Raw genomic sequence first — 26,576 nt, forward strand, 5'->3', positions numbered from 1 at the left:
AAATTATTTTTATATGATATGAAGGACCACGTATAGAAAGAAATTTCTATGGCAACTAGGATAAAAAGATTAATTAAATTTAAGTCATTTAAACCAAAATATCTATAAATATGAAACTGATCATCAACACTAATGTTATTAATTTGAAGATGCCAAAGATAGAGAGAAATCAAAATAAAATTTACCAATATTATTTTTTTTAACAAAAACCTAGATTTCTTAAAAATTAATAAGATAGAAATTAAAAATATAAAAAAACTTAACTGTTGAATATTCGGTTTTAGTACATTAATTTCTTCAAGAAATAAATTAAATATAAGATCAAAATTTATATAAATATAATCAGCTATTAAGTATGAGAGAACTATTAAATTTATTGCTACAAAGAATAATAATCTTTTTCCTTTAATTATTTTTATACTATGAATTTTTTTCTTATTAAAATCATAGCTTGTGTAGTTTTTTAAAGAGTATAAACATACTAAAGATGGACATATTGCACCGCTCAAATAGTAAAGGATTGAATAAAAGGAAATATCATTAATATTGAATGAATACAAATTAAACCATTGTTTTTGTACAAATGGAAGAATAAGTAAAAATGAGAGTGTAACTAATAACTTCGTTGTAGTGTTTTTAATTATCAAGAAAATATTTTTTTAATTTAAAACAATTAAATCAAACTTTCAACAATTTAGAAGTTGTTAATTTAAAAACTTTTTTATCTATAGTTTCTTGATTTAAAAGTATATCAACTAATTTATCTAGTAGGACTCTATTTTTTTTCAATATTTTTATTGAATTATTTAATGAAATTTTAGAAATATTTATGATTTCATTATCTATTCTAGAACTGGTATTTTCTGCTATAAGAGGCTTTCTTCTAAATAATCCATCTCCTAAATACATTTCATTATTATCAGAATCCATTGAAATTGGACCAATAATTGAAAATCCATATTTTGTAACCATTTCCCTTACTATATTAGTCGCATAAGAGATATCATTTAGGGAGCATTGTGTAATTTCACTTTCACCAAAAACTATCGTTTCTGCTGCTCTTCCAGCTAGAGCAATTTCAATTTTTGAAAATAATAATTTTTTTGAAATCAAGCCACTAGAAATTACATCCTCGTCGGGACATATTTTTGTGTATCCTCCTATAGATCCAGATCTAGGCAAAATTGTAATTTTATCAACTGATTCAATTCCATTTCTCACGGCAGATACAATAGCTCTGCCTACTTCGTTATAAGCAATTATTTTTTTCATATTTGGAGAAGTTATTAACGAACTTCTTAGGCCAATGGTAATTTTATCGAGAGCATTTTCTATATGAAGATCACTGATTAATTTTGATTCATCTCTTGCGCAGTGAATAGCACTCTCGTTCATTAAATTTGCAAGATCTGCTCCCGAAAATCCAACTGTTCTAGAAGCCCAATATCCTAAATCAACTTCAGTTGAAAGTGGTTTGGAAAGTGAGTGAACTGAAAGAATTTTTTTTCTTCCATCTAAATCTGGAAGCATTACTTCAATTTTTCTATCAAATCTACCTGGTCTTAATAATGCTGCATCCAAAATATCTGGTCTATTTGTTGCTGCTAAAACAATAATCCCGGAATTATCAGCAAAACCATCTAATTCAGTTAGAAGCTGATTAAGGGTTTGTTCTCTTTCATCATTTCCACCTCCAATCCCAGATCCTCTTTGCCTACCAATAGAATCAATTTCATCAATGAAGATTATACAAGGAGATTTTTCCTTAGCCTTAGAGAATAGATCCCGAACTCGGCTAGCGCCTACACCAACAAAGAGTTCTACAAACTCTGATGCTGATATTGAGAGAAAGGGCACTCCTGATTCACCAGCTATTGCTTTAGCTAATAATGTTTTACCTGTTCCTGGTGGGCCAATAAGAAGAACTCCCTTAGGAACTTTTGCACCAAGATTTTCAAATTTCTTTGGTTCTTTCAAAAATGTTATTACCTCTTTTAATTCCTCAGCAGCTTCAGGGACTCCAGCTACATCATCGAATCTCGTTTCCACATCATCAATAGTTACAAATTTAGCTTTATTTTTGGTAAAACCAAAAGCTCTGGAAGCCAATTTTGATGTACTCCTTAAGATTAAGACTATAGCTAATATGAAAATCAGGAAAAGACTTATTGAAGCAAATGAATTAGCAGCTGAGGCTTCTTTTCTACTATTGTTAATAGTTAAATCCACCTTATTTTCAGTGGCCTTTTCAAGTATTAATTGATCGTTGTAAAGGATAGGTATTTTAAATTTATCGCCATTTTTATACAGAACATCAATCTCTCTTTGCCTAGGATAGAAAAATATTGATTCTATTTTCCCTGTCTCTATATCTTCTAGAAGATCCGAATAACTTGATTTAGAATCTGAATATGAGAGTTTTGATCTAAACACTAATCTTTATAAGTGATTAATAAAGCATATATGCTTATTTAAAAAATTGAAGTATATAAACAAAATATACTCAAAAGTTTTGGAGATAACCAGTTAAAGGTTATATTATTATATGGAAATAAAGAAACAGAATGGCTGTACCAAAGAAGAAAAAATCGAAGAGCAAAAGGAATCAAAGACATGCTGTCTGGAAAGGTAAAGCGGCAATAGCTGCTCAAAAAGCTATATCTCTAGGTAAATCAGTTTTAACTGGGAAAGCTCAAGGTTTTGTTTATCCTATTGAAGAAGAAGAAGAAGAAGAATAGCTATTAAGAGCCTAATTTAAATGCCTCAAGTATAACGGCATAAATTGCACCAATTCTTAATTTATCAACTACGGTCCATAGATAATAAAATTTTGAACTCGCGGTAGGTTTAATTCTTATAATAATTTCAATAAAAACAATAATTATTGGGACCATAATTAACTCATTTTTACCTTCAGAGATAAATTTTGTAAGAAAATTTGCGAACAAAAAATAACCTGTCAAAACAGAAATTAGTCCAATAGATTTTGTCCTCCAAGTATCACTTAGAAAACCAAAAAATAAATTATTTAACTGGTAGGTGATTCTTGAAAAATTAGTTTTTTGCATTACTAAAAGAGACTAAGTAATCACTTAGAAAACTATAGTTAACATATGATTTTTTTAGTTTAGGGCCTTTAATTACGTTTGCCACATTATTCTCATCACCAAGACTGTCTAAAATACAATCCAATTTAATATTTTCCTCAAGAACAATTGGGATATTTGAAGGGACAAAAATTGTAGGCAAGTTAGCCGCCATGGAAGATTTCAATCCTGGAATGGAGTCTTCAAAAACAATTGAGTTGTTTTTGTTTATACCACTTAATTGGATTGCCTTTAAATATGGCAATGGATTTGGTTTCTTTAATTCAACGTCTTCGCTTGAAATAATGAACTCAAAAGGGTTGAAGCCATTAAAAAGATAATCAACAAGTAGATTGACTTGAATTCTTGAACTTGAAGTAACAATAAATTGTCTTACTTTTTTTCTATGTAATTCTTTTATTAATCTAAAAACACCAGTTTTTAAACTAACGCAATTTTTTTTTATAATTTCTAAATAATGAAACTGCTTTGTTTCATGAATTTTGAGAATTAAATCTTCTGAGAAATTATCACTATTAGATTTAGCGTAATAAGCAATCCTATTTTTGCCCCCATTTATCTTCAGAAGTTTTATATATGTATTAGTATCCCAATTCCAATCAATACCAAGGTCATTAAAAGCATTATTAAAAGCAGGCAAATGGGCCTCTAATTCAGTATTTGCGATAGTACCATCTAAATCCCAATAAACACCCTCAAGATAGTTCACTAAAAAGAATTTCTTTTATCTACGGTAAAATACAAGAGCAATTATTGCTGGTCCTGCTAACGCAACTACAGCCAAAGGAATAAGTGTTGCCATGATTAATGAATATGTTTTGTGATACTATTTTTACAAATAAATGACGAAACTGTACTGATACGTTACAAGATTGAATTAAATTATGAAATCATGGACATGTATAGAAAATTGTGGAGCTTGTTGTAAATTCGACTTGAATGAAAGAAGCGATTTGGCTAACAAACTTAACAAAGAAGATATAGCCTTGATTAATTCGATGACGGCTAAAGACGGTTGGTGTAAAAATCTGGACAGAGAAAATAAAAAATGCTTAATTTATGAAACCAGACCACATTTTTGCAGGGTAAGTGAATTTTCAACTTCATTTAAAGGATATTTGAAATCTGGCGATAAATTTTTAATAGATTGCTGCAAACAACATATTTCATCAAATTATGGATACCAAAGTAAAGAGATGAAAACTTTTAGAATTGCTGTTTCAGGAAAATGAATAGTAAATTAGAAAAAAAAGAAAACAATCTAGAAAAAAGTTTTTTTTCAATATTTATAACGACATTTACAACAATTTTTATTGCTGAACTTGGCGATAAAACTCAAATAGCCACATTAATGCTTTCTGCTGAATCGGGCAGGCCAATAGTCGTTTTTCTTGGAAGTTCTCTAGCATTAATAAGCTCTAGCATAGTAGGGGTTCTTATTGGTAAGTGGGTATCAAAAAAAATATCTCCTAGCAAATTTGCTTTATCTACTGGTACTTTAATGATATTGATAAGTATATTTTTAGCTTATGAAACATTTAAAAATTATTTATAAATGGTTTTAAGTTTATTACTATCAACATTTATAACCGTTTTCATAGCTGAATTAGGTGACAAAACTCAATTAGCTACTTTAACTATAAGTGGCACTTCAAATAAACCATTAGCAGTTTTTCTAGGATCTTCTTCAGCACTTGTTTTTGCAAGTTTACTAGGAGCTTTAACAGGTGGTTCTATTTCAAGTTTTTTACCCGAAGTAGTTCTTAAGTCAATAGCGTCCATTACATTTTTTATCATTGGTATAAGGCTTTTTATCAACTCTTTCACCATCGAAAAAGAAGAAAAAGAAGAGAAAGAAAATAATTAGTTTTAAGCTTGGATAATAAGGTGTAATAATGAAGTGTATACCCCTAAATTAATTTATAATTTCATTTAGATCATGTTCACATCATCTTCAATAATTGATAATCTTAATCAGTCAGAAGGGTTAGAATATAAAAAATTATGCAGATTATTAAAAATAACAAAAAAATCTGATAAGGATAAATTAGATATTGCTTTAACAGCTCTAGAAAAACTTGAAATAATTAATAAAAATGAAAATGATGAATATACTTACATAAAGGATAATGATCATCTTGTCGCCAAAATAAGATGCAGTAGCAAAGGCTATTGCTTTGCTGTAAGAGGAAAAGACAAAGAAGATATCTACATTAAAGAAAATCTACTTAACTATGCATGGAATGGAGATAAAGTTTTAGTAAGGATAATTAAAGAGGGATATAGAAGAAGATCACCTGAAGGAATAGTTGATTGTATTCTTGAAAGATCAAATCAAATACTTCTTTCTAAAGTAGAAATAATAAACAATGATGTATATGCAATCCCAATAGACGATAGGATCCTTTCTAAAATTAAACTTCCAAAAGAAAATAAAAAATACACATTCAAACCAGACAATAAGAATATAGTAAAAGTTGAGATTGATAGATTTCCAATAGGTCAAGAAGAAGGACTAGGTCATGTGATACAAGAACTAAAACTTAACAATAATGAGGAATATGATACAGACTTTGTTTTATCTAAAAGCAATATCGTTAATTCATATAATTTAAATCATATTGAATCAAAAAAAATAGAACAAAGGGAGAGGATAGACCTTACAGATAAAAACTCTTATTTATTCAAAAGTTGGAATTCTAATAATTCTCCAATGCTCCCAATGATTCAAATAGATCAGGGGGAAAATAAAAGTACTAAATTATGGATACATACAAATAACCTTGCTGAAAGAGTAGACCTAAATAGTAAAAAATCTCTAGAAATATTATTTAAAGGGTTTGAATCATTACCGTTATTAAATGATTGGCAAAACTACCTTAGTGAAGCCATAAGAAATGATTCTGAATTTAAAGTTGGTAAAAAGAATGAAGCGATAAGCCTCTGTCTGCATTTAAATAGTGATAATGAAATAATTGATTGGTCATTCCATCTTACTTTAGTAAAATGCACTCTTAACGTTGGTAGTGATCATACTGAAGCGCTTCTATCTAGAAAGAGTAAATCAAGGATAATATCTCGGGTATTAAAACCAATAAAGGAATATATAGACGATTTAGATAAAATACTTGAAATTTCATGTTCATTCAGACAAAAACATCTTTTGGAGGGCAAGGTTGAAATTCCTGCACCACTTAATAAAATTGAGTCACTTGAAGAATTTTTTATTCACAATCCAGCTGAATATTCAAAAGGATATTTTGAATCATTAAATAAGGAAGATTGCCAAACTTATCTTTCACCAATACTATATGAAGCTAATTTAATATGGTTCAAACATTCAAATCAATATGGCTTAAAAAGCGCCGGACATCTCTCAAATGGAATAGATTATGTTAATGCAAATGAAATCATCAAATATTCAGAATTTATTGATAATGATATAGAGCTTAATGAAGATGGCAATTTGACATTTAGTCAAGTAATTAAATTATGTGGCGATGATAATAAAAAAAGAATCTTACATAAACTTCTAATTAATGAATTTAAGGACAATGAAATAAGGTTGATATCTAAAAATCCTGATAATGATGAATCAGAAAAATTATTTATTTCTCCATGGACAATTCCTGGATTTGACTTTACTAATCTTATTAACCAGTACTGTATTTTTAATATGATAATAAATGGTAAGAAATCAAAGAAAAATAATATTGATGCAATCAATATATCGGAAAGTAATTCATTAGACCTAGTAAATTGGGATATATTTAATTCATCAATTTCAAAAAATCTAGAAATATTATTTAACAAGTTTGTGATAGATAAACTTAATGAATTCAAGTACAAAGTTAACCAATATAAATCTAATATGATAAATATAAAAAAAGTAAGAAAAGCAGAAAAATTACTAGGTAATATTTATAGTGGGTTTATTTTATCAGTGCAAACATATGGTTTCTTTGTTGAGATATCAGAACTAAATGTAGAAGGTTTAGTACACGTAAGCACTCTTAATAATGATTGGTATGAATACAGGTCAAGGCAAAATCTATTGATTGGAAGAAAATCTAAAAAATCATATAAAGTTGGAGATGCAATAGAAATAAAAATAATAAAAGTCGATATTCTTAAATATCAAATTGATTTAGAATTAAGTTAAATAAATTTTCACAAAATATATTATGGAAATATTAACCAAAAAAATTTAAGATAACTTTTTACAATTATGTTTAAGAAAAAATATCTACTATTAACTCTTTTTTTAATAATAATTTTTCAAATTTTATTATATACAAATAATAATCAGAAGACTTCATTTAGATACTTTAAATGGACCCTCCAGGAAGTAAGTATAGGTAAGTTAATCAGTATTTCGTTTTTTTCTGGTTTATTTGTAAGCACTTTATTAAATACAACAATTACTAGTACTAGTTTTAGAAAAAAAACTTTCGAAAATGTGGAAGATGTTTTTGTACCTAATAATAATGAGGAAGAAATGGAACCAAACGTTGAGATGCCGCCACAAAGGGATATTAGAGAAACTCAACCAACAATTTCTGTTAATTACAGAGTAGTCAAAAATGTTAATGATAATAATTTAAATAAAAATCAAAGTTATTCAAATCAAGATATTAAGGATGACTGGGATAATGCTGATAATGATTGGTAGAAAAATAAATTAATTAAAAAATGTTTTTTTTAATTTATAATAAGATAAATTGTATTTTTTATGGAAGAAAATTTAGACAAAAATAATGAAGTAAATGATGAAATATCTGACAACACTACTAAATCAAACTCAGAGGAAATAAAAGGACCTAAATCAGAAAAAGTTAACAATATAGATTTAAATAATGGTGATTCTGCTACTAAAGTTGTTAAAAATAATGAAATTAATACCTCCGAAAAACCTATAACAAAACCAAAAAAAGAACTCCCAATAGAGAAAAAGCCTTTCCAAGAATTTATTAACATGCACCTAATTCCTTCACTTACTGAGGAAATTAATCAAAGAGGATTAGAAATAAACAATATTAACCTCACTAACACAAATAGACCTATTGCTGGAGATAAATGTTGGGTGATAAATTGTGAAATTAAAGATACATGCAACTTTTGGTTATCCTTTGAGAAGGATGACATTAGTTCATTAAAAAGTATTTCTTTATCAAAACCTAATCAACAACCCAGTATTATTGAATCCTTTCTTATTGACGAAAAAAGAATTACCCTAAAATTAATAATTTCAAGAGTACTCCAAAGATTGAATGGTCAAAAGTTAATAGGAGTTAATTAGAAAAACAATAACACCAAGTTAACTTTTCCCTCGAAAATACAAATCATAGTAAATAATAGTATTAATAAACCGATTAAAAAATGGCTCAATCAACTGTTGAATCAAAAAATAAAAAAGATATTAATAATGGAAAGATACCAGCAAAAGAAACAATTTTGTCCCCAAGATTCTATACAACAGACTTTGAGGCTATGGAAAATATGGATTTATCAATAAACGAGGAGGAATTGGAAGCTATATGTGAGGAATTTAGGAAAGATTACAATAGACATCATTTTGTAAGAAATAGTGAATTTGAGGGTGCTGCAGAAAAATTAGATCCTGAGACAAGAGAGCTTTTTGTTGATTTTCTCGAGGGAAGTTGTACATCAGAATTTTCAGGTTTTTTACTTTATAAGGAACTTAGTAAGAGAATTAAAGTCAAAAACCCTCTACTTGCTGAATGTTTTGCACATATGGCCAGAGATGAAGCAAGACATGCAGGTTTTTTAAATAAATCTATGAGTGACTTTGGACTTCAGTTAGATTTAGGTTTTTTAACAGCCAATAAAGATTACACTTATTTCCCACCAAGAAGTATCTTTTACGCTACTTATTTATCCGAAAAAATAGGTTATTGGAGATATATAGCAATTTATAGGCATCTCGAAAAGAACCCTGATAGCAAAATTTTTCCACTATTTAATTACTTTGAAAATTGGTGTCAAGATGAAAATAGACATGGGGATTTCTTTGACGCATTAATGAAAGCACAGCCACGTACTGTTAAATCTTTAAGCCAAAAAATTACCATTGGCGGCTCTACTTTTACACACCCATTATTTGACTATTTCCATAGGTTTAGATATTTTTTGAATAATCTTCCATTAACATCCAAGTTATGGTCTAGGTTCTTTCTATTAGCTGTATTTGCAACTATGTATGCAAGGGATTTGGGAATTAAAAAAGATTTCTACAGTTCTTTAGGTTTAGATGCCAGAGATTACGACCAGTTTGTTATTAATAAAACAAATGAAACTGCAGCAAGAGTTTTCCCTGTAGTAATGGACGTTTATGATAAATCTTTTTATGGAAGATTAGATAAAATAGTAGAGAATAATAAGGTTCTTTCCTATATTGCAAAAAGTGATGGAAATAAAGTATCTAAAACTTTTAAAAAATTACCTAAATATTTATCAAACGGTTACCAGTTATTAAGACTATACTTATTAAAACCTCTAGATAGCAAAGATTTCCAACCTTCGATTAGATAATCTTTAATACAGAGAAGATTTATTGACTCATATGCTTTCGTCACAAATCAAATCAAATGAAATCGCTTTTGGTAGTTGCAATAAAGAATTATTAGAAGAAATTATTTTCTACGGCATTGGACTTGGTGCTGATTTTGTAGAAATATTTATTGAGAATACTGACAACTCAAGCGTATTAGCGGAAGAAGATTTTATTACAAGTGTAAGTCCATCGTTTGGAAGAGGTGCTGGCATTAGAATCTTCAAGGGGAAAAAGGATGGATTTGTAAGTACAAATGATTTAACAAAGCATGGCTTGATGAGATCGGTATCTCAGGCTATTGAGATGTTAGACATAACACACAACAAAACAGAAGTATTTAACGGTTTAAATAAACATAGAGACTATAGTTTATCCAAGAAAAAATGGATTAATGACGTCCCATCTATTCATGAGATAAGTGAAAAACTTCTAGTCAGCACAAAGTCTTTAAAAAAAAATAATAAAATTATAACTAGAAAAGGAAGTTATTCAAGAAATCTTCAAGAAGTAATTATAGCCTCCAGTGACGGAACTTATGTCTCAGATATTAGATTGCATCAAACAGTTGGTCTCAACGTAATTGCAAGTGATGCCCAATATAGATCTAGTGCAAGTAGAAGATTTGGATCGTCAGGAATGCCTAATGAATTCAGATTATGGGATCACGAAAAAGCAGTTAATGATGTGTTTGAAAGTTCAATGAACATGTTGTATGCAGATTATGTTGATGCAGGACAAATGCCTGTTGTTTTAGCTAATAAATTTGGTGGCGTTATATTCCATGAAGCGTGTGGTCATTTACTTGAAACTACTCAAATAGAGAGAGGAACAACACCATTTGAGAATAAATTGAATGAAAAAATTGCACATGAATCTGTAACAGCAATAGATGAAGGGATATCAGAAGGATCCTTCGGTTCATTATCAGTTGATGATGAAGGTATGGAACCCGAAAAATCAGTTCTTATAAAAGATGGAATTTTAAAAAAATTCATATCCGACAGGGCAGGTGAATTAAGAACTGGCCATAAAAGAACAGGAAGTGGAAGAAGACAAAATTATTCTTTTGCTGCAGCTTCAAGAATGAGAAATACTTATATAGCTAAAGGTGAGCACTCGAAAGAGGATTTAATCAATAGTATTAGTGAAGGTCTTTACTGCAAATCAATGGGTGGTGGCAGTGTTGGTGCTACAGGACAATTTAATTTTGCGGTAGAAGAAGGATATCTTATTAAAAATGGGAAATTAACTAGTCCAGTAAAGGGAGCAACATTGATCGGTGATGCTAAAGAAGTTATGCCAAAAATATCAATGTGCGGAAATGATCTCGAATTAGCTCCTGGATTCTGTGGATCCATTAGTGGAAGTGTCAACGTAACTGTTGGCCAACCTCATATTAAGGTTGATTCAATCACTGTTGGCGGAAGATAGGAAATGAATTCAAAAGAAATCACAACTCAAATCTCCAAAGCTGCAGATTTCCTAAATCTTAAAAAATGGGATTATGGAGCAAGCTTTTCTAATGATTATTCTGTGCAAGTAGATAAAGGAGAAGCTAAACAACTTAAGGCATCACAAAAGCAAATTCTAACTATAAGAGTTTGGAATCAATCTAATCTAGTTGGTATTACTACAACAAGTGATATTAGTGAATCTGGTATTAAAAAGGCTCTTAAGCAAGCAAATATAGCTTCTGATTTCGGCAATAAGAATGAATCTACAGAATTTTCACCACTAGCGAAGGATACTATTAAAGTTAAGGAAGTTAAAAAAAGAAATCCTGTTGGAATCAAAAAATTACTTACACTTTTAAGAGAAGCGGAAGTAAGACTAATAGAAAGTCATGAATCCATAAAATCTGTTCCATATAATGGTTTATCTGAGAGTTTCTTTGAGAGAGTTTATGCAAATAGTGAGGGTGCCTTTCGAAGTTATTCCAAAAGTCAAGCAGCACTATATTTATATGCAAGAGCAGAAGAGAAAAATAAGAAGCCACGAAGTTCAGGTTCCGTAAAACTTGGATATGGAGCTGATGATATAGATATAGATTCCTGTATTAAAGAAGCTTCAAATAAAACAATTTCTCATTTAAATTATTCATCTATTAAAACAGGTAAATTTTTAATATGTTTTTCCCCAGAGTCTTTTTTAACTATTATTAACGCCTTTAGCTCAATGTTTAATGCTAGAAGCATCATAGATGGAGTGAGCTTATCTAATAAAAATTCAATCGGAGAGAAACTATCTACAGAAGCACTTAATATTTATGATGATGGCCTTCACGAAAAAAATATTTCTTCAACACCATTTGATGGAGAGGGAACCCCAACCAAAAGACTATGTCTAATTAACAGAGGGAGAATTGAAAATTTTATACATTCTGAATCAACTGCAAGAATATTTAAAACTACTCCCACTGGGCACGCTGGACTAGGATCAAAAGTATCAGTATCTCCTGATTGGATCGTAGTTGAAAAATCAGAAGAAAACTTTGATCTAAAAACATCACTAGATCACTCTACTTATGAGGGAGAATTTGTTTATATAGAAGAGTTAAATGCAATCCATGCAGGTGTCAGAGCAAGTCAAGGTTCATTTTCTCTTCCATTTGATGGATGGCTCTACAAAAACGGTAAAAAAATATCAATAGAATCTGCCACTGTAGCAGGGGATATCAAACATCTTTTGAAAAATATAGTAAATATTGAATCAAGCCAGGAGGTAACAACTAGTGGAATTTCTCCACATATATGGGTAGATGAATTATCAATAACTGGTGACGCGTGAGAATTATATTCTGGGGGACACCTGAATATTCAATTCCTAGTCTTGATATTTTTATTAAATCTAAGCACGAGGTAATTGCAGTAGTTAGCCAACCAGATAAGAAGAGATCTAGAGGAAATAAATTAATAGCCTCACCTGTAAAAAGCATTGCTGAAAAAGAATCTATAAAAATTTATACTCCAGAAAAAATCAGGGGCAATATAGATTTTATAAATGAACTTAAATCACATTCTTGTGATTTATTTATTGTTATAGCTTACGGGAAAATTTTACCAAAAGAGATATTAGAAATTCCAAAATATGGTTGTTGGAACGCACATGCTTCATTACTTCCAAGATGGCGTGGTGCCGCCCCAATTCAATGGTCTCTAATAAAAGGCGATGAATTTACTGGTGTAGGAATTATGAAAATGAATGAAGGACTAGATACTGGCGACTTATTATTGGAAGAAAAAATTAAAATTGGTAATGACGATAATTTAAATATACTATCTGAAAAACTTAGTATTTTATCTGCAAAATTATATTTAAATGCTACATCTTTAATCGAGGAAAATATTTATAAAAATACTAATTCAAAATTAACAAAACAAAATTCCCTTGGCAGAAAAATTACCTACGCAAGAATGATTGAAAAATCAGACTTTAGAGTTGATTGGGGTAATGAAGCAATAGAAATTTCTCAAAAAATAAAAGGATTATATCCAAGAGCAAATACAACTTTTAGAGGTAAGAACCTAAAAATACTTAAAATCAAAGTTTTGAGTAGTGATGAAATTAAAAATGAAAAATACTTTTTCATGAGCAATTATTCAAGACCAGGTATTATTCTTGCTGTAATAGAAAATGAAGGAATAGTAATTTCAACTAAAACTGATCCGATTATTTTGTTAGAAGCAAAACTTGAAGGCAAAAACATTTCTAGCAAAAAGCAATTGATTCAACAGTTAAATCCATCAGCAGGAGAATATCTCTCAGATTAAGTTTTAGATTCTTTTTTAGAGAATCCCCAAATGAAAGCAAAAAGAATCAAAAAATAAAAATAATAATCTGGAAGAATAGATTCTTTAATTAACGTATTTAGTAAAAGTTTAATCCCAACTATTAAAATTGCTACGTAACCAGCTGTTTCTAATCTAGAAAATATATCCAGAAGTTTTAGAAAAATCCCCGATGTAAATCTTAAGGCTAATACTCCAATCACTGCTCCAAATATAATTAATATGTATTGATCACTTATAGCTACTGCAGTAGTGATACTGTCTATAGAAAAAGCAAAATCAGTAATTGAAAGAAGCGCTACAACCCTTAAAAACCTAAAATTATTTTTATTATTATCTGTCCCATTTTCAGCGTTTTCTATATCTGAATTTATAAAAACATTAGAGAAGAATAAATAAATTAAATAAAAACCAGCAAAAACTCTAATGAAAATAAACTTTAGAAGAACATTAGATAATATGATTAGGATAATTCTAAATAATAAAGATATTGTTATACCAATATTTAAGGCTCTTGACCTTAATTCTGAACTATCAAGGGATTTAGTAAGAGAAGCTAGTGCTACAGCATTATCTGCCGATAATAATAATTCTAGAGCAATTAATATTGGTAAAAGTGTAAAGATTTCGTACCAACTGTCTACCTGATCAAGTGTCGGTATAAAAGAATTTATTGCGGCTGAATCCATCAAATATTATTCACAATCGGTATAAAATCTAATATAATGTATCGGATATTTGTAATCAAGATTGATAGTTATAAATGAGTTTAAATACTTTAGTTGATTATATTTCGAACTCACAAATTACTTCTGAATTAATAAAAAGAATTTCAAAAAATAATGAATTAAATATTGTTGGTTCAAGTAGATATGCAAAATCAATAATACTAGATAGCATCGCAAAAAAAGATGAAAAAAATATATTATTAATTTGTCCTAATGTAGAAATTGCCTACAAATGGATTGGTTATTTTGAAAGTATAAATGATAAAACAGTTTTATATTATCCTCCAACAGAACATCTACCATACTCATCAATTAATAAATCCAAAGAGATTGAATTTAGTCAGCTTACTGTTTTATCCAAATTAATAAAAAAAGAGAAAAATGAACTTAATATTGTTATATCAACTGAGAGATCACTACAACCTCATCTAATAAATAAAAACCTATTAATTGAAAACAAGTTAGATTTGCAAAAAGGGGTTCAAATCGAGATTCAAGAATTAGCAAATAAACTTACTTTGCTTGGCTATACGAAGGATAATGTAACTTCAACTGAAGGATTCTGGAGTAGGAGAGGGGAAATAATAGATATTTATCCTGTCAATAATGAGTTTCCTATAAGATTAGAATTTTTTGATAATGTAATTGAGAAAATAAGAGAATATGATCCCCATACACAGAAAACATTAGAAAGTATTACTAATATTGAAATAATACAAGCTGGATTTGATTTACTAATAAGAGATAAGTTAAATAATTTATCTAAGAACAATCTTTTTAATTCAGAAGATATAAATAAAAATAATCTTGATCGTTATTTAGGAATAATTGAAGAACAACCCTCAAACATAATAGATTTTATAAAAAAGGAAACAATTCTTGTAATTGATGAATTAGAAGATTGTAAAAAATTTGCAAATAATTGGTATCTTGATTCAGAAAGTAATTTTGATAATTGTACGTATGAATTAAATGAGAACCTTAAAAATAATGACATTAATTTAGAGCCCAAACCTAATTTGCATTTAAAGTTTGATGAAATATTAAATTCACTAGGAAATTTTAATTTAATAAAATTTTATGAATTTGAATCTAAAATCAATATTGATAATAGATTTTTGTTAAACGATAAAAGATTAAATTCATACTCTAAAAATGTAGGGAAATTATCCAATGATATAAATAAAAATATAAAAAATAATGAAAAAGTATGGATATTATCAGCACAACCATTGAGGACAAAAACATTACTTTTTGAGCACGAATGTAATTCAAACTTCTTAAACAATCCTAATGATATTGATGAAGCATATAAATCAATTAATAATTCAACTCCTCTAATTTTAAAAAATAAGAACAATTACGAAATAGAGGGGTTTTATCTTCCGATATGGAAAGTTGTCCTGATAACTGACAAAGAATTATTTTCACAACAATCTCTTTTTAATAATGTATTCATAAGAAGAAAAAAAAGAAGTGTCAATTCAAATATAAACGTAAATAAAATTAGTCCCGGTGATTTTATAGTTCATAAAAATCATGGAATAGGAAAATTTTTAAAAATAGAAAAAATAAATATAACTGGAGATTCAAGAGATTATTTAGTCATTCAGTATCAAGATGGAAAGATAAGTGTTGCCGCTGATCAACTTGGTAGTGTTAACAGATATAGATCAAGCGGAAAAATAATGCCGAAAATAAATAAATTAGGAGGGACAGAATGGGAAAAAATAAAAGAAAAAAATAAGAAACAAATCAAAAAAGTTGCTGTCGATATTTTAAAACTTTATGCAAAGAGAGAAAAATTAAAGGGTTACATTTACCCAGAAGATGGTCCTTGGCAAGATGAATTAGAGGAATCATTCCCTTATCAACCAACACCTGACCAAATTACTGCTGTAGAAGAAATAAAATCTGATATGGAAAGCGATAAGCCAATGGACAGGCTAGTTTGTGGAGATGTAGGATTTGGCAAAACAGAAGTAGCTGTTCGGGCTATTTTTAAGGCTATTACATCAGGCAAACAGGTAGTATTACTAGCACCTACAACAATTCTAGCTCAGCAACATTGGAGAACAATAAGTAATAGATTTTCACCTTACCCAATAAAAGTATCATTACTCAATAGGTTCAAAACCGTTAATGAAAGAAAGGAAATCTATGCAGGTTTGAAAAATAACAAAATTGATTTAGTTGTAGCAACGCACCAAATTTTAGGAAAAGAAATAGAAATTAAAAACTTAGGATTACTAGTTATTGATGAAGAACAAAGATTTGGAGTAAGGCAAAAGGAGAAAATAAAAAAAATCAAAACCAACATAGACGTTTTAACTCTCTCGGCAACTCCAATTCCAAGAACTCTTTATATGAGCTTATCTGGACTAAGACAAATGAGCTTACTAAACACTCCTCCACCATCAAGAAGATCAATAAAAACATATTTATCTGAAATAGATATGGATGTTATCAGAACTGCAATTAATCAAGAACTTGATAGGGGAGGTCAAATTTTTTATGTTCTTCCAAGAATTTCTGATATAGATCAAGCAGTAAACAAATTAAAAAATATGTTTCCCAGCTTAAAATTTATTGTTGCTCATGGGCAAATGAACGAAACAGAGCTTGAAAATGCAATGATTGCTTTTAATAATGGAGAAATAGATCTAATGATATGCACAACGATAATTGAAAGTGGATTAGACATCCCTAAAGTAAATACAATCATTATTGAAGATTCTCACAAATTTGGCCTCTCACAACTATATCAACTTAGAGGAAGAGTTGGTAGAAGCGGTGTACAAGCACATGCTTGGTTATTTTATCCAAATATAAATAAAATTAATGATGCTGCAAAACAAAGATTGAAAGCGATAAAAGATTTTTCAGAACTAGGTAGTGGATACCAACTTGCAATGAAAGATATGGAAATAAGAGGTGTTGGTAGTTTACTAGGAGAAGAACAAAGTGGAAAGGTTAATGCTATTGGATATGATTTATATATAGAAATGCTCCATGAGGCTATTTCAGAAATCAGCGGGCAAGAAATACCTGAAGTTAATGACACTCAAATTGATCTACCAATAAATGCATTTATACCTGCAACATGGATATTAAACAGAGAAGAGAAGCTTGAAGCTTACAAATCTGTTACTGAATGTTCAAATAATGATGAATTAACTGAATTAGCTACAGATTGGGTTAATAGATATGGAAACATACCCAAACCTGTTGAATCCTTAATTATGATAATGAGACTAAAATTACTAGCTAAAAAATGTGGTTTTAATAAGATCAAGCTTAAAAAGCCAAACATCTTGATAGAGACAAAATTAAAAAATTCTACTTTTAAAATTCTTAAAAATTCATTGGCAAGTAGTGTTCAAAATAAATTTAATTTTAATGAAGGCGAACAATTTTCAATCATCACTATAAGGGGCTTAGGTGCAACTGAAATTCAAAATCAAATTGATCAACTAATGTTGTGGTTCGGGTCTTTTGAAATAGAAATAAAGAATTTCGATAAAGAACTTATTAAAAGAGATTAAATTATTAAATAATTATTTAAAATCCGCGAATCAGTTTGATTTCGGTTAGGTTTATAAAAATTTATTTATTTTATGGGTGAATATATAGACGTCGGAATCCAAACTTCGATTTTACCCTTATCAATTATTCTTTCATCAATTGTATTAGGCATATTTGCATTATTTGGAGAAGAAACTGAAAATGATGATGATGATTCTGATTCAGGAAGTGGTGGCCTAATGCAACCTATTTGAAATTATTTATAAACAATTTTTCTTGACTTTCTCTTAGAGACTTTAAATAACCTATTAAATGAACCTATCATTAAAATAAGAGCAGTAAAAGAAGATACAAATATAAAAATCACCAGAAATATCTCATAGAGATATGAAAAGAGATCAATCAATAATAAAAAAGATTTATTAAATGTCGAAGGTAGATTTTGTAACAGCAAATTTTTATTAGGAATTAAATAATTTACATAAACTAATAAAACACTCAAAATAAATAAAAAGAAAGCTTCAGTAAATAGTCTTCTTTTAGATTTTCTTCTTAAATTTAATTTTTTTTTAAAAATATATTTATCAGGTTTAATATTCAAATTTGGGATTTTTAAATCTGCCATAAAGCAAAGCTCAAAGAAAAAATTTGAATAACTCTGAAAAGAAATTAACCTATAGTATCGTGTTTGTATTTAAGATGCTAATTGCTCTTTATTCAGGATTTGTTAGTTCTTTTTTTTCTATATTTTCAAAAGGACTATAAAAATAAATAAAAGATGAAGAGAATAGAATTAAAGAGCAAATTGCAAGAAACGGTGGAATAAAGAAATTGAAAAAATTAACATTTTTATTTAACGAAAATTGTAATTTTTTTGGAATATTAGTAGGTTTATCTGTTTTTTTTATTCTTACTTTTGGCGATTCATTTAACTGATCAAAACAATTTATGGTATCTGAAAGCAATGAATTACCAATCTTTAGAGCTAAAGGCTTTACATTTGCTTTAGAGCTCTTGAGAACAATATTATGTATGTGGAGATTATCAGCTTTTATATCGATTAATTTAGACTCATATATTGGAATTTCGTTTTTGATTAAAAGATTTGAATAAATATAAAAAGCATCCATAATAGGTCCTAAATGTTCAATTTTACCTTCAATAAGTGGTTTATCAACTATAGTTAATTTCCATTGAGAAATTATAGATATTTGATCTTTATTTTCATTATTAGAATAATCTGGCAAGCCGATTATTTCGAGACTTACTGATGATTGATGAAATGACAATTTATTTTGCATCATATTAAAAATCGTATAAATAATTCTTCAACTTTTGATAACCCTGATTAGAAATACAAAAAGATAAAATAAGCAAAGATTTTATTATAATCTCACCATTTTCAGCTTGATTTAAAAGCTTTTTCACTCTCATACTTTCTACATTAAATCTCTCTTTAATCAACTCAATAAATCTCTTATTAAAATCATTCCAAATAATTGAATACTCTTTAATATCTTCATTAGATTTTAGTATCTCTCTGATATAAGGATATAAATATTTGGACATTTCAACGGTGATTTTGATTAAGGCATCGAATTCGTTTATTTTAATATTGTTGTTAACATAAGATTTTCTCAATGGATTATTATTCCTTAATTTCCAGATAGTAATTTTATTTGGTAGAACATCATTTAAATCAAGTCTATTTGATAAAGCGTAAAGGGATTGAATACCATTTAAATCAATAGTTTCTAGGATTAATAATAATAAATCAAGCTTCTCTATAGATTGTCTTGATACCTGATTTCCTTTAATTAAATCTGTAATTGTTCTTGATTAAGATATAAGAGAATTATAACAGAATTATTAATCAATTTTTTGAAATAAAAATGAATATAACTTATCTAGTTCTTCAATAGTTAGCATTCCATAACTCCATAATAATATTGGTAATGGAGTGTTATTTTTTATAGATAATTTTATACCAAGTTCAATAGTAGATTCATCTAAACCTAATACATTAAATAAATAAATTATCATTTCTCTATATAAATAATTTTTCATGAATTCTATTTAATACTTGAGTAAATGATAGATTTAGTCATTTGATTAAGGACTAATTTTCTTATAAAAAGAAATTTATTTAAAAGTAAAAATGAAAATTTCCTTATTGGAAATAAAAAAAAGTTTCGATTAGCAAAAATTGATATCAACGAGTCAGTTATAAAAATAGTGACAATAATATCTAAAATTCTGCTTGAAAAATACTTAAATTTAAATAATATCAATTGCAATTTAGTAATAGCAGTATTTTTATTAAAAAGATCATAAATAGTATTAACATCTCTCCAGCAAGTATTTAGACCCTGACCACCTACAGGATGAAATGTATGAAATGCATCTCCTAAAAAAACTAATTTTTTAAAATTTAAAACTGGTAAATTTAAGGATAATGAAACAGGAAAAATATTAAATTCGCCAATTATTTGGTCCAACTTAAATTCATTAGGCAAGATTGTTGATAAATTATCCATTAAAAAATTCTTATCAGAATTCAACCTTTCAATTGTCTTTGATGTACTAGAAGTCCAAATTACTTGATATAAGTTTTTTTCTAAAGGTAATAATGCAAGTGGGCCTTCTTTTCTAAAAATTTCATAAGCTCGTTTTTCACAATGACCTCTTAGAGAAACTTTAAAAGTTAAACAAGACTGACCATAGGATTTTTTTATATCAACAAAATCTATGAATTTTTTATCAAGTGAGTTTGCTCCTGATGAAAAGAATTGATAGTCAAATAATATTTTTTTACGTAACAATCTCTGAGGTGTTATAAAAAAAATATTTTCATAATTGTCAATCTCTTGAAAAAAAACATTCATGAGATCCGAATGTTTAATTACCCAGCCTATATTTTCGGCAGAACTTATATCATCATCTAAGTCAGAAGTTGATAAATTGGTGAAAGCAGAAGTTACGCTATCTGAAATTGAAAGGGTATCAAAGCCAAACAAAAATGGTTCTAATTTTTCCCAAAGTCTGAATTTAGATAAGATTTTTCTTGTTGAGTGAGTAATTGCATAAGTTTTATCTTTATCAATTAATCTATCTTTTGTTAATAAATCAGATAAAAAAATATTGCAATCAAATTTTGAAAGTGCAATTGAAAGCAATAAACCTGTAGGACCTGATCCAACAATTTTAAAATTCAATTTACTTTTCATCGTATTATATAAGCATCAACTATCCATTCAGATAAATATAGCAAATTTCCTCAAATGCTGGTCTTAATAAATAGGGGTACTCACCAACCCATAAGTTAATTTCAGGAAGCCAAGCATCGGTCAAATAAAAATCTCTGTCAAAATTACGGTTATCAGATGTTATTAAACATCTAATACTCGAACCAACCCTAATTTGACTATGCTTATTTTCCATAGGAAAACTTAATTTTTCCAAATAACCATCTTCATCTTCTAATTCAAGTACTAACCAAGTCCTTTTGTTTTCGATAACTTCTAATCGACCTTGCCTATTAGATTGTTCTCTTGAACTTTCAATCTTTTCTGTTTTATAAATATCTGATACATATCCATCAAATATAGAAAAAAATTTATATTTTCTTAATTTCAAGTTTTTTCTACTTGATTCAAGAATAGGGCCCCAGATGATATACAAAAAGAAACCTACACATAGGAATAACCAGAAATTATTAGTTTGATCTCCAGTCGAACTAATAATTAATGAGATAAATCCACCAATTGAAGAAACTATTACTCTTTGAAGAATTTTTCTAGGATTCCCCAAAGAGTATTTAAATTGACTTCCTGTACCAACTGCAGGAATAAGTTTTGAAATTTGACTTGAATTAATGGGAATTATCATTTTAAAAAATCAATTTTTCAAGTCCGTAAACTAAAGTTTCATAATTACCAACTTTTTTAATAGCCTGTAAAACTCCTGGCATATATGCCTTTCTATCAATAGTGTCATGTTTAATTGTGTAAGTTTCGCCTGGAGATCCCATAATTACTAACTGATGGGCGAGTAATCCTGGTAATCGTACAGAATGTATATTAATTCCTGAATCTCTGAGCCCACCGCGTACACCTTTCAATGACTCAGACTCTTTTACTAAATTCTGATTAAATTTCTTTGGATATTCTTCAATCATTTCTGCAGTTTTTATACACGTCCCACTAGGAGAATCAGCTTTTTGATTATGATGCATCTCTATTAATTCAATATTATCGTAAAACCTTGCAGCTACAGATGCCGCCTGCTGAAGAAGAACCATACCTACTGAAAAATTGGGAATTATTGCACAACCAACAGATGCTTTCTGAGCAAAAACAGACAAATCTTCTATTTCCGAAGGGCTTAGACCTGTAGTTCCTACTACTGGTGATACACCATATGCAATAGCTGATCTGGTATTTTCATATACAGAATCAGGATGAGTAAAATCAACCAGCACAGGTTTGATTTTTTCATTTCTATAATTTTGACTAACAGAACATAAAGTTCCTTCAAAATCATTTGAAACAAAAACATCACAATTTTTTACCTTCAATAATTCAGAAATATTTGAGCCATTGTTTTTTTCGTTAATGTCGATTGCTGCAACAAGTTCACAATCTGTGGAATTTAATACAGTATTAACAACTTCGCTACCCATTCTGCCTAAAGCTCCGGATACTAGTACTGGTATGGTTTTTTTAGAATTTTCAATCATTTTTTTAAAAATTTTTTTTTTAAAGGTTGTTACACGCTATTTATATTGCACACAATAACGTCTTTTCATTCGTAGGCTGGTAGAAATACTTAAAGAAAATCAATGTTTACGCAGGTCCGCTCAGCAAACCGCAGAGTATCTCCTGTTGAGGATAACAAACACAAAGTTGTAATAAAAGCAGTTTATGTTGTCCTTGAGCCACAATACCAAAATTCCTTAACGGAAGCTGCAAAGTCAATAAATAAGATGAATGGACCAATAGGTATAGACCTTAGCGGCTATCTTATCGAAGAACTTAGGAATGATAGTAATTTTGAAGATTTTAAAGAAGACATAGCTAATGCAGATATATTCGTTGCCTCTCTAATTTTCATTGAAGACCTTGCTCAAAAAGTGGTTGATGCAGTATCTCCATTTAAAGACAAACTTAAAGCGTCAATTGTTTTCCCCTCCATGCCAGAGGTAATGAGATTAAATAAACTAGGTTCATTTAGTATGGCTCAACTTGGCCAATCTAAAAGTATTATTGGAGATTTAATAAAAAAGAAAAAAGAATCTGATGGAGCAAGTTTCCAAGATTCAATGTTGAAGTTATTAAATACACTACCGTCAATACTTAAATATCTACCAGTAGAAAAAGCTCAAGATGCTAGAACATTTATTCTGAGTTTTCAGTACTGGTTAGGTGGTACAACTGAGAACTTAAAAAACTTCTTATTAATGATTTCTGAAAAGTACGCTGTTTCAGAGATCATAAAAGATCAAATAGAAGAATTCAAAATTCAAGAACCTGAAACATTCCCAGATTTAGGAATTTGGCATCCTCTTGCTCCTTGCATGTTTGAAAGTCTTAAAGAATATCAAAATTGGGAAAATAATAGGAAAGATATAAATCCTAAAGATGACAAAACTCCAACAATAGGCTTAGTGCTTCAAAGGAGTCATATCGTTACGGGAGATGATGCTCATTACGTGGCTGTTATTCAAGAATTGGAATACAGAGGTGCGAGAGTACTACCTATCTTCTGTGGAGGTCTAGATTTTTCTAAACCAGTTAATGAATTTTATTTTGATTCCATAAACAAGGATCAACCTATAGTAGATGGAGTTGTATCTCTAACGGGATTCGCACTAGTTGGTGGGCCAGCAAGACAAGATCATCCTAAAGCTATTGAAGCCCTAAAAAGGTTAAACAGACCATATATGGTTGCACTTCCATTAGTATTCCAAACCACACAAGAATGGGAAGATAGTGATCTAGGTTTACACCCTGTTCAGGTAGCACTTCAGATTGCAATTCCAGAACTTGATGGAGCTATTGAACCTATTATTCTCTCAGGTCGTGATGATGCCACAGGTAAGGCGCATACGCTCCAAGATCGAGTTGATGTAATAGCTGAAAGAGCAATAAAATGGTCAACTTTAAGAGTTAAACAAAGAAAGGATAAAAAATTAGCTATCACAGTATTTAGTTTTCCACCAGACAAAGGAAATGTTGGCACCGCTGCATACTTGAATGTTTTTGGTTCAATTTATAGAGTACTTCTTGAAATGAAATCGAAAGGATATCAAATTGATGAACTTCCAAGTAATTCAAAAGAATTAATGGAAAAAGTAATTAACAACCCTGAAGCTATGGATGGCTCTCCAGAGTTAAATATTGCTCATAAGATGTCAGTAAAAGAATACGAAGAGTACACACCATATTCACAAAGACTTGAAGAAAATTGGGGTAAACCTCCTGGGAACCTTAATAGTGACGGACAAAACCTACTTATCTATGGAAAACATTTTGGAAATGTTTTTATAGGAGTTCAACCTACATTCGGTTATGAAGGTGATCCCATGAGATTGCTCTATTCAAGAAGTGCTAGTCCTCATCATGGTTTTGCTGCTTATTATACGTATGTAGAAAAAATCTGGGGGGCAGATGCTGTTCTTCATTTTGGAACTCACGGCTCACTTGAATTTATGCCTGGGAAGCAGATGGGCATGAGTGAAACTTGCTATCCGGATTCTCTCATTGGATCATTGCCTAATTTGTATTACTATGCTGCAAATAATCCATCTGAAGCAACAATTGCGAAGAGAAGAGGATATGCTTCAACTATTAGTTATCTGACTCCTCCAGCGGAAAATGCAGGACTCTACAAAGGACTTAAAGAACTAAGTGAACTCGTTGGTTCTTATCAACAATTAAGAGAAAATAGCAGGGGTATTCAAATAGTTAATGCAATAGTTGAGACTTCTAAACAATGTAACCTTGACAAAGATGTAGCGCTGCCTTCAAAAGACGTAGAAGAACTTTCAATAGATGAAAGAGATTTATTTGTTGGTAATGTCTATAAACAGTTGATGGAAATTGAAAGTAGATTGTTACCTTGCGGTCTACATACTATTGGAGAAGCTCCAACAGCAGAAGAAGCTGTTGCAACACTAGTAAATATTGCATCTTTAGAGAGAGAACAAGAAGGATTAAGATCTCTTCCTGGATTACTCGCAGAATCTATCGGTCTAACTATTGAACAAATTTATGATGGCAATAATAAAGGTGAACTTAAATTTGTAGAGTTAAATGAAAAAATCATAAAGACAGCAAGAGAGTCGATTTTTGCGATGGTCAACTCTTTAAAAATTGTTGATGGCAGAGTTTACTTAGAAAAATCACTTCTTTCCAAACTTTTCGATTTACTAAAAGTTTTTGGTCTAAATCTACCTACCCCTTGGCTAAGAGTCTGTAGATTAAACGGATTTAATGAAATTAATCAGAAGGAATTAAATAAATTATTTGATTACTTACTTTTCTGTCTGGAACAGGTCTGCGCAGACAAAGAAATGGATAGCCTCATTAAAGCACTAGATGGAAATTATGTTTTACCTGGACCAGGTGGAGATCCTATAAGAAATCCAGGTGTTTTGCCCAGTGGTAAAAATATCCATGCACTAGATCCTCAATCAATTCCAACTACAGCAGCAGTAGCTGCAGCGAAGTCTGTTGTTGACAAATTAATCGAAAGACAAAAGGAAGAGCAAGGAACTTGGCCTGAAACAATAGCTTGTGTTTTATGGGGAACTGATAACATCAAAACTTACGGAGAATCACTGGCACAAATCTTATGGTTTGTTGGTGTAAAACCAAAACCAGATTCTGTTGGGAGAATTAACAAACTAGAATTAATTCCTTTAGAAGAATTAGGTAGGCCAAGAATAGATGTAGTAGTTAACTGTTCAGGAGTATTTAGAGATCTATTTATCAATCAAATGGCATTAATAGATCAGGCAGTCAAATTAGCTGCTGAGGCTGATGAACCTTTGGAATCTAATTTTGTAAGAAAACATTCACTAGAACAAGCAGAAAAAGAAGGCACCTCTATCCGAGAAGCTTCAGCGAGAGTATTTTCTAATGCAAGTGGAAGCTACAGTTCAAATGTTAATTTAGCCGTAGAAAATTCAACTTGGGAGGAAGAAAATGAATTACAAGAAATGTATTTATCACGCAAAACATTTGCCTTTAATGCTGATAATCCAGGTGAGATGAATCAAAAAAGAGAGGTTTTTGAGTCAGTAATGAAAACAGCAGATGTTACATTTCAAAACCTTGATTCCTCAGAGATTTCATTAACAGATGTAAGTCATTATTTTGATTCAGATCCAACAAAATTGATCAAGACACTGAGAGATGACGGGAAAGAACCAAGTAGCTATATAGCAGATACTACTACTTCTAATGCTCAAGTTAGAACACTTGGGGAAACCATAAGATTAGACTCAAGAACAAAACTTTTAAATCCTAAGTGGTATGAAGGTATGCTCAAATCTGGTTATGAAGGAGTTAGAGAACTTTCTAACAGACTTAATTACACTCTTGGTTGGAGTGCGACAAGTGGTCAAGTCGATAATTTTGTATATGAAGAAACTAATGAAACATTTATAAATGACGAAGAGATGAGGAAAAGATTAATGGATCTTAATCCTAATAGTTTCAGAAGAATAGTTGGAACATTACTAGAAGTTAATGGTAGAGGATATTGGGAAACTTCAGATGAAAATATAGAACAGTTGAAAGAACTATATCAAGAAGTAGAGGATAAAATCGAAGGAGTTAAAGAATAATAA

General features: G+C 29.7%; 24 protein-coding genes. 14 read left to right on the forward strand and 10 right to left on the reverse strand.

Annotation, left to right across the window (positions count from 1 at the left end; translation table 11 throughout):
• Window positions 1–678: 678 nt before the first annotated feature.
• On the reverse strand, window positions 679–2,433 hold the full coding sequence (gene ftsH, locus HA148_RS04890; protein ID WP_209130707.1) for an ATP-dependent zinc metalloprotease FtsH: 1,755 nt from the start codon (window positions 2,431–2,433) through the stop codon (window positions 679–681).
• 131 nt (window positions 2,434–2,564) lie between these two features.
• Between ftsH and rpmF the strand changes: the two genes are divergently transcribed.
• A complete protein-coding gene (rpmF, locus tag HA148_RS04895; protein WP_025881531.1) occupies window positions 2,565–2,738 on the forward strand; it encodes a 50S ribosomal protein L32 in 174 nt (57 codons plus the stop codon).
• 3 nt (window positions 2,739–2,741) lie between these two features.
• Here the strand turns inward: rpmF and HA148_RS04900 are convergent, their stop codons facing one another.
• Both HA148_RS04900 and HA148_RS04905 read right to left on the reverse strand, forming a co-directional pair.
• On the reverse strand, window positions 2,742–3,068 hold the full coding sequence (locus tag HA148_RS04900; protein WP_209130710.1) for a DUF565 domain-containing protein: 327 nt from the start codon (window positions 3,066–3,068) through the stop codon (window positions 2,742–2,744).
• Window positions 3,055–3,816 (reverse strand): HAD-IA family hydrolase, encoded by a 762-nt coding sequence (locus HA148_RS04905; RefSeq protein ID WP_209130712.1) that lies wholly within the window; start codon window positions 3,814–3,816, stop codon window positions 3,055–3,057. The genes HA148_RS04900 and HA148_RS04905 overlap by 14 nt, the downstream gene beginning before the upstream one ends.
• A gap of 175 nt (window positions 3,817–3,991) precedes the next feature.
• On the opposite strand from HA148_RS04905, the gene HA148_RS04915 reads away from it, so the two are divergent.
• The 10 genes from HA148_RS04915 to fmt all read left to right on the forward strand — a co-directional run bounded on the left by HA148_RS04915 (window position 3,992) and on the right by fmt (window position 13,451).
• Entirely contained in the window at window positions 3,992–4,339 is a 348-nt protein-coding gene (locus HA148_RS04915) for a YkgJ family cysteine cluster protein (RefSeq protein ID WP_209128126.1), read from the forward strand.
• On the forward strand, window positions 4,336–4,662 hold the full coding sequence (locus HA148_RS04920; RefSeq protein WP_025923209.1) for a TMEM165/GDT1 family protein: 327 nt from the start codon (window positions 4,336–4,338) through the stop codon (window positions 4,660–4,662). The genes HA148_RS04915 and HA148_RS04920 overlap by 4 nt, the downstream gene beginning before the upstream one ends.
• Window positions 4,663–4,974: a TMEM165/GDT1 family protein gene (locus tag HA148_RS04925; protein WP_209130714.1), complete on the forward strand. Its 312-nt coding sequence runs from the start codon at window positions 4,663–4,665 to the stop codon at window positions 4,972–4,974.
• A 72-nt stretch (window positions 4,975–5,046) separates the two neighbouring features.
• The gene (locus tag HA148_RS04930; protein WP_209130716.1) at window positions 5,047–7,269 is read left to right on the forward strand and encodes an RNB domain-containing ribonuclease; all 2,223 of its coding nucleotides are present in this window, start codon (window positions 5,047–5,049) and stop codon (window positions 7,267–7,269) included.
• 66 nt (window positions 7,270–7,335) lie between these two features.
• Window positions 7,336–7,779, forward strand: a complete 444-nt coding sequence (locus tag HA148_RS04935; RefSeq protein WP_209130718.1) for a hypothetical protein — start codon at window positions 7,336–7,338, stop codon at window positions 7,777–7,779.
• Window positions 7,780–7,839: 60 nt separating this feature from the next.
• On the forward strand, window positions 7,840–8,406 hold the full coding sequence (locus tag HA148_RS04940) for a DUF2996 domain-containing protein (protein WP_209130721.1): 567 nt from the start codon (window positions 7,840–7,842) through the stop codon (window positions 8,404–8,406).
• An 80-nt stretch (window positions 8,407–8,486) separates the two neighbouring features.
• Window positions 8,487–9,659, forward strand: a complete 1,173-nt coding sequence (gene acsF / locus HA148_RS04945) for a magnesium-protoporphyrin IX monomethyl ester (oxidative) cyclase (protein ID WP_209130723.1) — start codon at window positions 8,487–8,489, stop codon at window positions 9,657–9,659.
• A gap of 31 nt (window positions 9,660–9,690) precedes the next feature.
• Window positions 9,691–11,112: a TldD/PmbA family protein gene (locus tag HA148_RS04950; RefSeq protein WP_209130725.1), complete on the forward strand. Its 1,422-nt coding sequence runs from the start codon at window positions 9,691–9,693 to the stop codon at window positions 11,110–11,112.
• 3 nt (window positions 11,113–11,115) lie between these two features.
• The gene (locus HA148_RS04955) at window positions 11,116–12,468 is read left to right on the forward strand and encodes a TldD/PmbA family protein (RefSeq protein WP_209130727.1); all 1,353 of its coding nucleotides are present in this window, start codon (window positions 11,116–11,118) and stop codon (window positions 12,466–12,468) included.
• Window positions 12,465–13,451 (forward strand): methionyl-tRNA formyltransferase, encoded by a 987-nt coding sequence (gene fmt / locus HA148_RS04960; protein ID WP_209130729.1) that lies wholly within the window; start codon window positions 12,465–12,467, stop codon window positions 13,449–13,451. Before HA148_RS04955 ends, fmt begins: the two co-directional genes overlap by 4 nt.
• Here the strand turns inward: fmt and HA148_RS04965 are convergent.
• Window positions 13,448–14,158, reverse strand: coding sequence for a TerC family protein (locus HA148_RS04965; protein WP_209130731.1), 711 nt, complete (start codon window positions 14,156–14,158; stop codon window positions 13,448–13,450). The two genes, fmt and HA148_RS04965, sit on opposite strands and share 4 nt — an antisense overlap.
• Window positions 14,159–14,232: 74 nt before the next feature.
• On the opposite strand from HA148_RS04965, the gene mfd reads away from it, so the two are divergent.
• Both mfd and HA148_RS04975 read left to right on the forward strand, forming a co-directional pair.
• Entirely contained in the window at window positions 14,233–17,742 is a 3,510-nt protein-coding gene (gene mfd, locus HA148_RS04970) for a transcription-repair coupling factor (RefSeq protein ID WP_209130734.1), read from the forward strand.
• A 72-nt stretch (window positions 17,743–17,814) separates the two neighbouring features.
• Window positions 17,815–17,976, forward strand: coding sequence for a hypothetical protein (locus HA148_RS04975; RefSeq protein ID WP_011818467.1), 162 nt, complete (start codon window positions 17,815–17,817; stop codon window positions 17,974–17,976).
• Window positions 17,977–18,435: 459 nt separating this feature from the next.
• Here the strand turns inward: HA148_RS04975 and HA148_RS04980 are convergent, their stop codons facing one another.
• Genes HA148_RS04980 through dapB form a run of 6 tightly spaced genes read right to left on the reverse strand, consistent with a single transcriptional unit; the run spans window position 18,436 to window position 22,460 of the window.
• The gene (locus HA148_RS04980) at window positions 18,436–19,026 is read right to left on the reverse strand and encodes a DUF4335 domain-containing protein (RefSeq protein ID WP_209130736.1); all 591 of its coding nucleotides are present in this window, start codon (window positions 19,024–19,026) and stop codon (window positions 18,436–18,438) included.
• A gap of 1 nt (window position 19,027) precedes the next feature.
• Window positions 19,028–19,552, reverse strand: coding sequence for a DUF3038 domain-containing protein (locus tag HA148_RS04985; protein WP_308789040.1), 525 nt, complete (start codon window positions 19,550–19,552; stop codon window positions 19,028–19,030).
• Between the two features lie 39 nt (window positions 19,553–19,591).
• Complete coding sequence (locus tag HA148_RS04990; RefSeq protein WP_209130739.1) at window positions 19,592–19,789, reverse strand: DUF2949 domain-containing protein; 198 nt, start codon at window positions 19,787–19,789, stop codon at window positions 19,592–19,594.
• Between the two features lie 5 nt (window positions 19,790–19,794).
• Window positions 19,795–20,949 carry an FAD-dependent monooxygenase gene (locus HA148_RS04995; protein ID WP_209130742.1) on the reverse strand — a complete coding sequence of 385 codons (1,155 nt, stop codon included), beginning with the start codon at window positions 20,947–20,949 and terminating at the stop codon, window positions 19,795–19,797.
• Window positions 20,950–20,968: 19 nt separating this feature from the next.
• Window positions 20,969–21,610 (reverse strand): hypothetical protein, encoded by a 642-nt coding sequence (locus HA148_RS05000; RefSeq protein WP_209130744.1) that lies wholly within the window; start codon window positions 21,608–21,610, stop codon window positions 20,969–20,971.
• Window position 21,611: 1 nt separating this feature from the next.
• Window positions 21,612–22,460, reverse strand: a complete 849-nt coding sequence (gene dapB / locus HA148_RS05005) for a 4-hydroxy-tetrahydrodipicolinate reductase (protein ID WP_209130747.1) — start codon at window positions 22,458–22,460, stop codon at window positions 21,612–21,614.
• 102 nt (window positions 22,461–22,562) lie between these two features.
• On the opposite strand from dapB, the gene HA148_RS05010 reads away from it, so the two are divergent.
• A complete protein-coding gene (locus HA148_RS05010) occupies window positions 22,563–26,573 on the forward strand; it encodes a magnesium chelatase subunit H (protein WP_209130749.1) in 4,011 nt (1,336 codons plus the stop codon).
• Window positions 26,574–26,576: the final 3 nt, after the last annotated feature.

Origin of the sequence: Prochlorococcus marinus XMU1405 (assembly GCF_017696275.1) — a bacterium.
Classification (GTDB): domain Bacteria; phylum Cyanobacteriota; class Cyanobacteriia; order PCC-6307; family Cyanobiaceae; genus Prochlorococcus_A; species Prochlorococcus_A marinus_AB.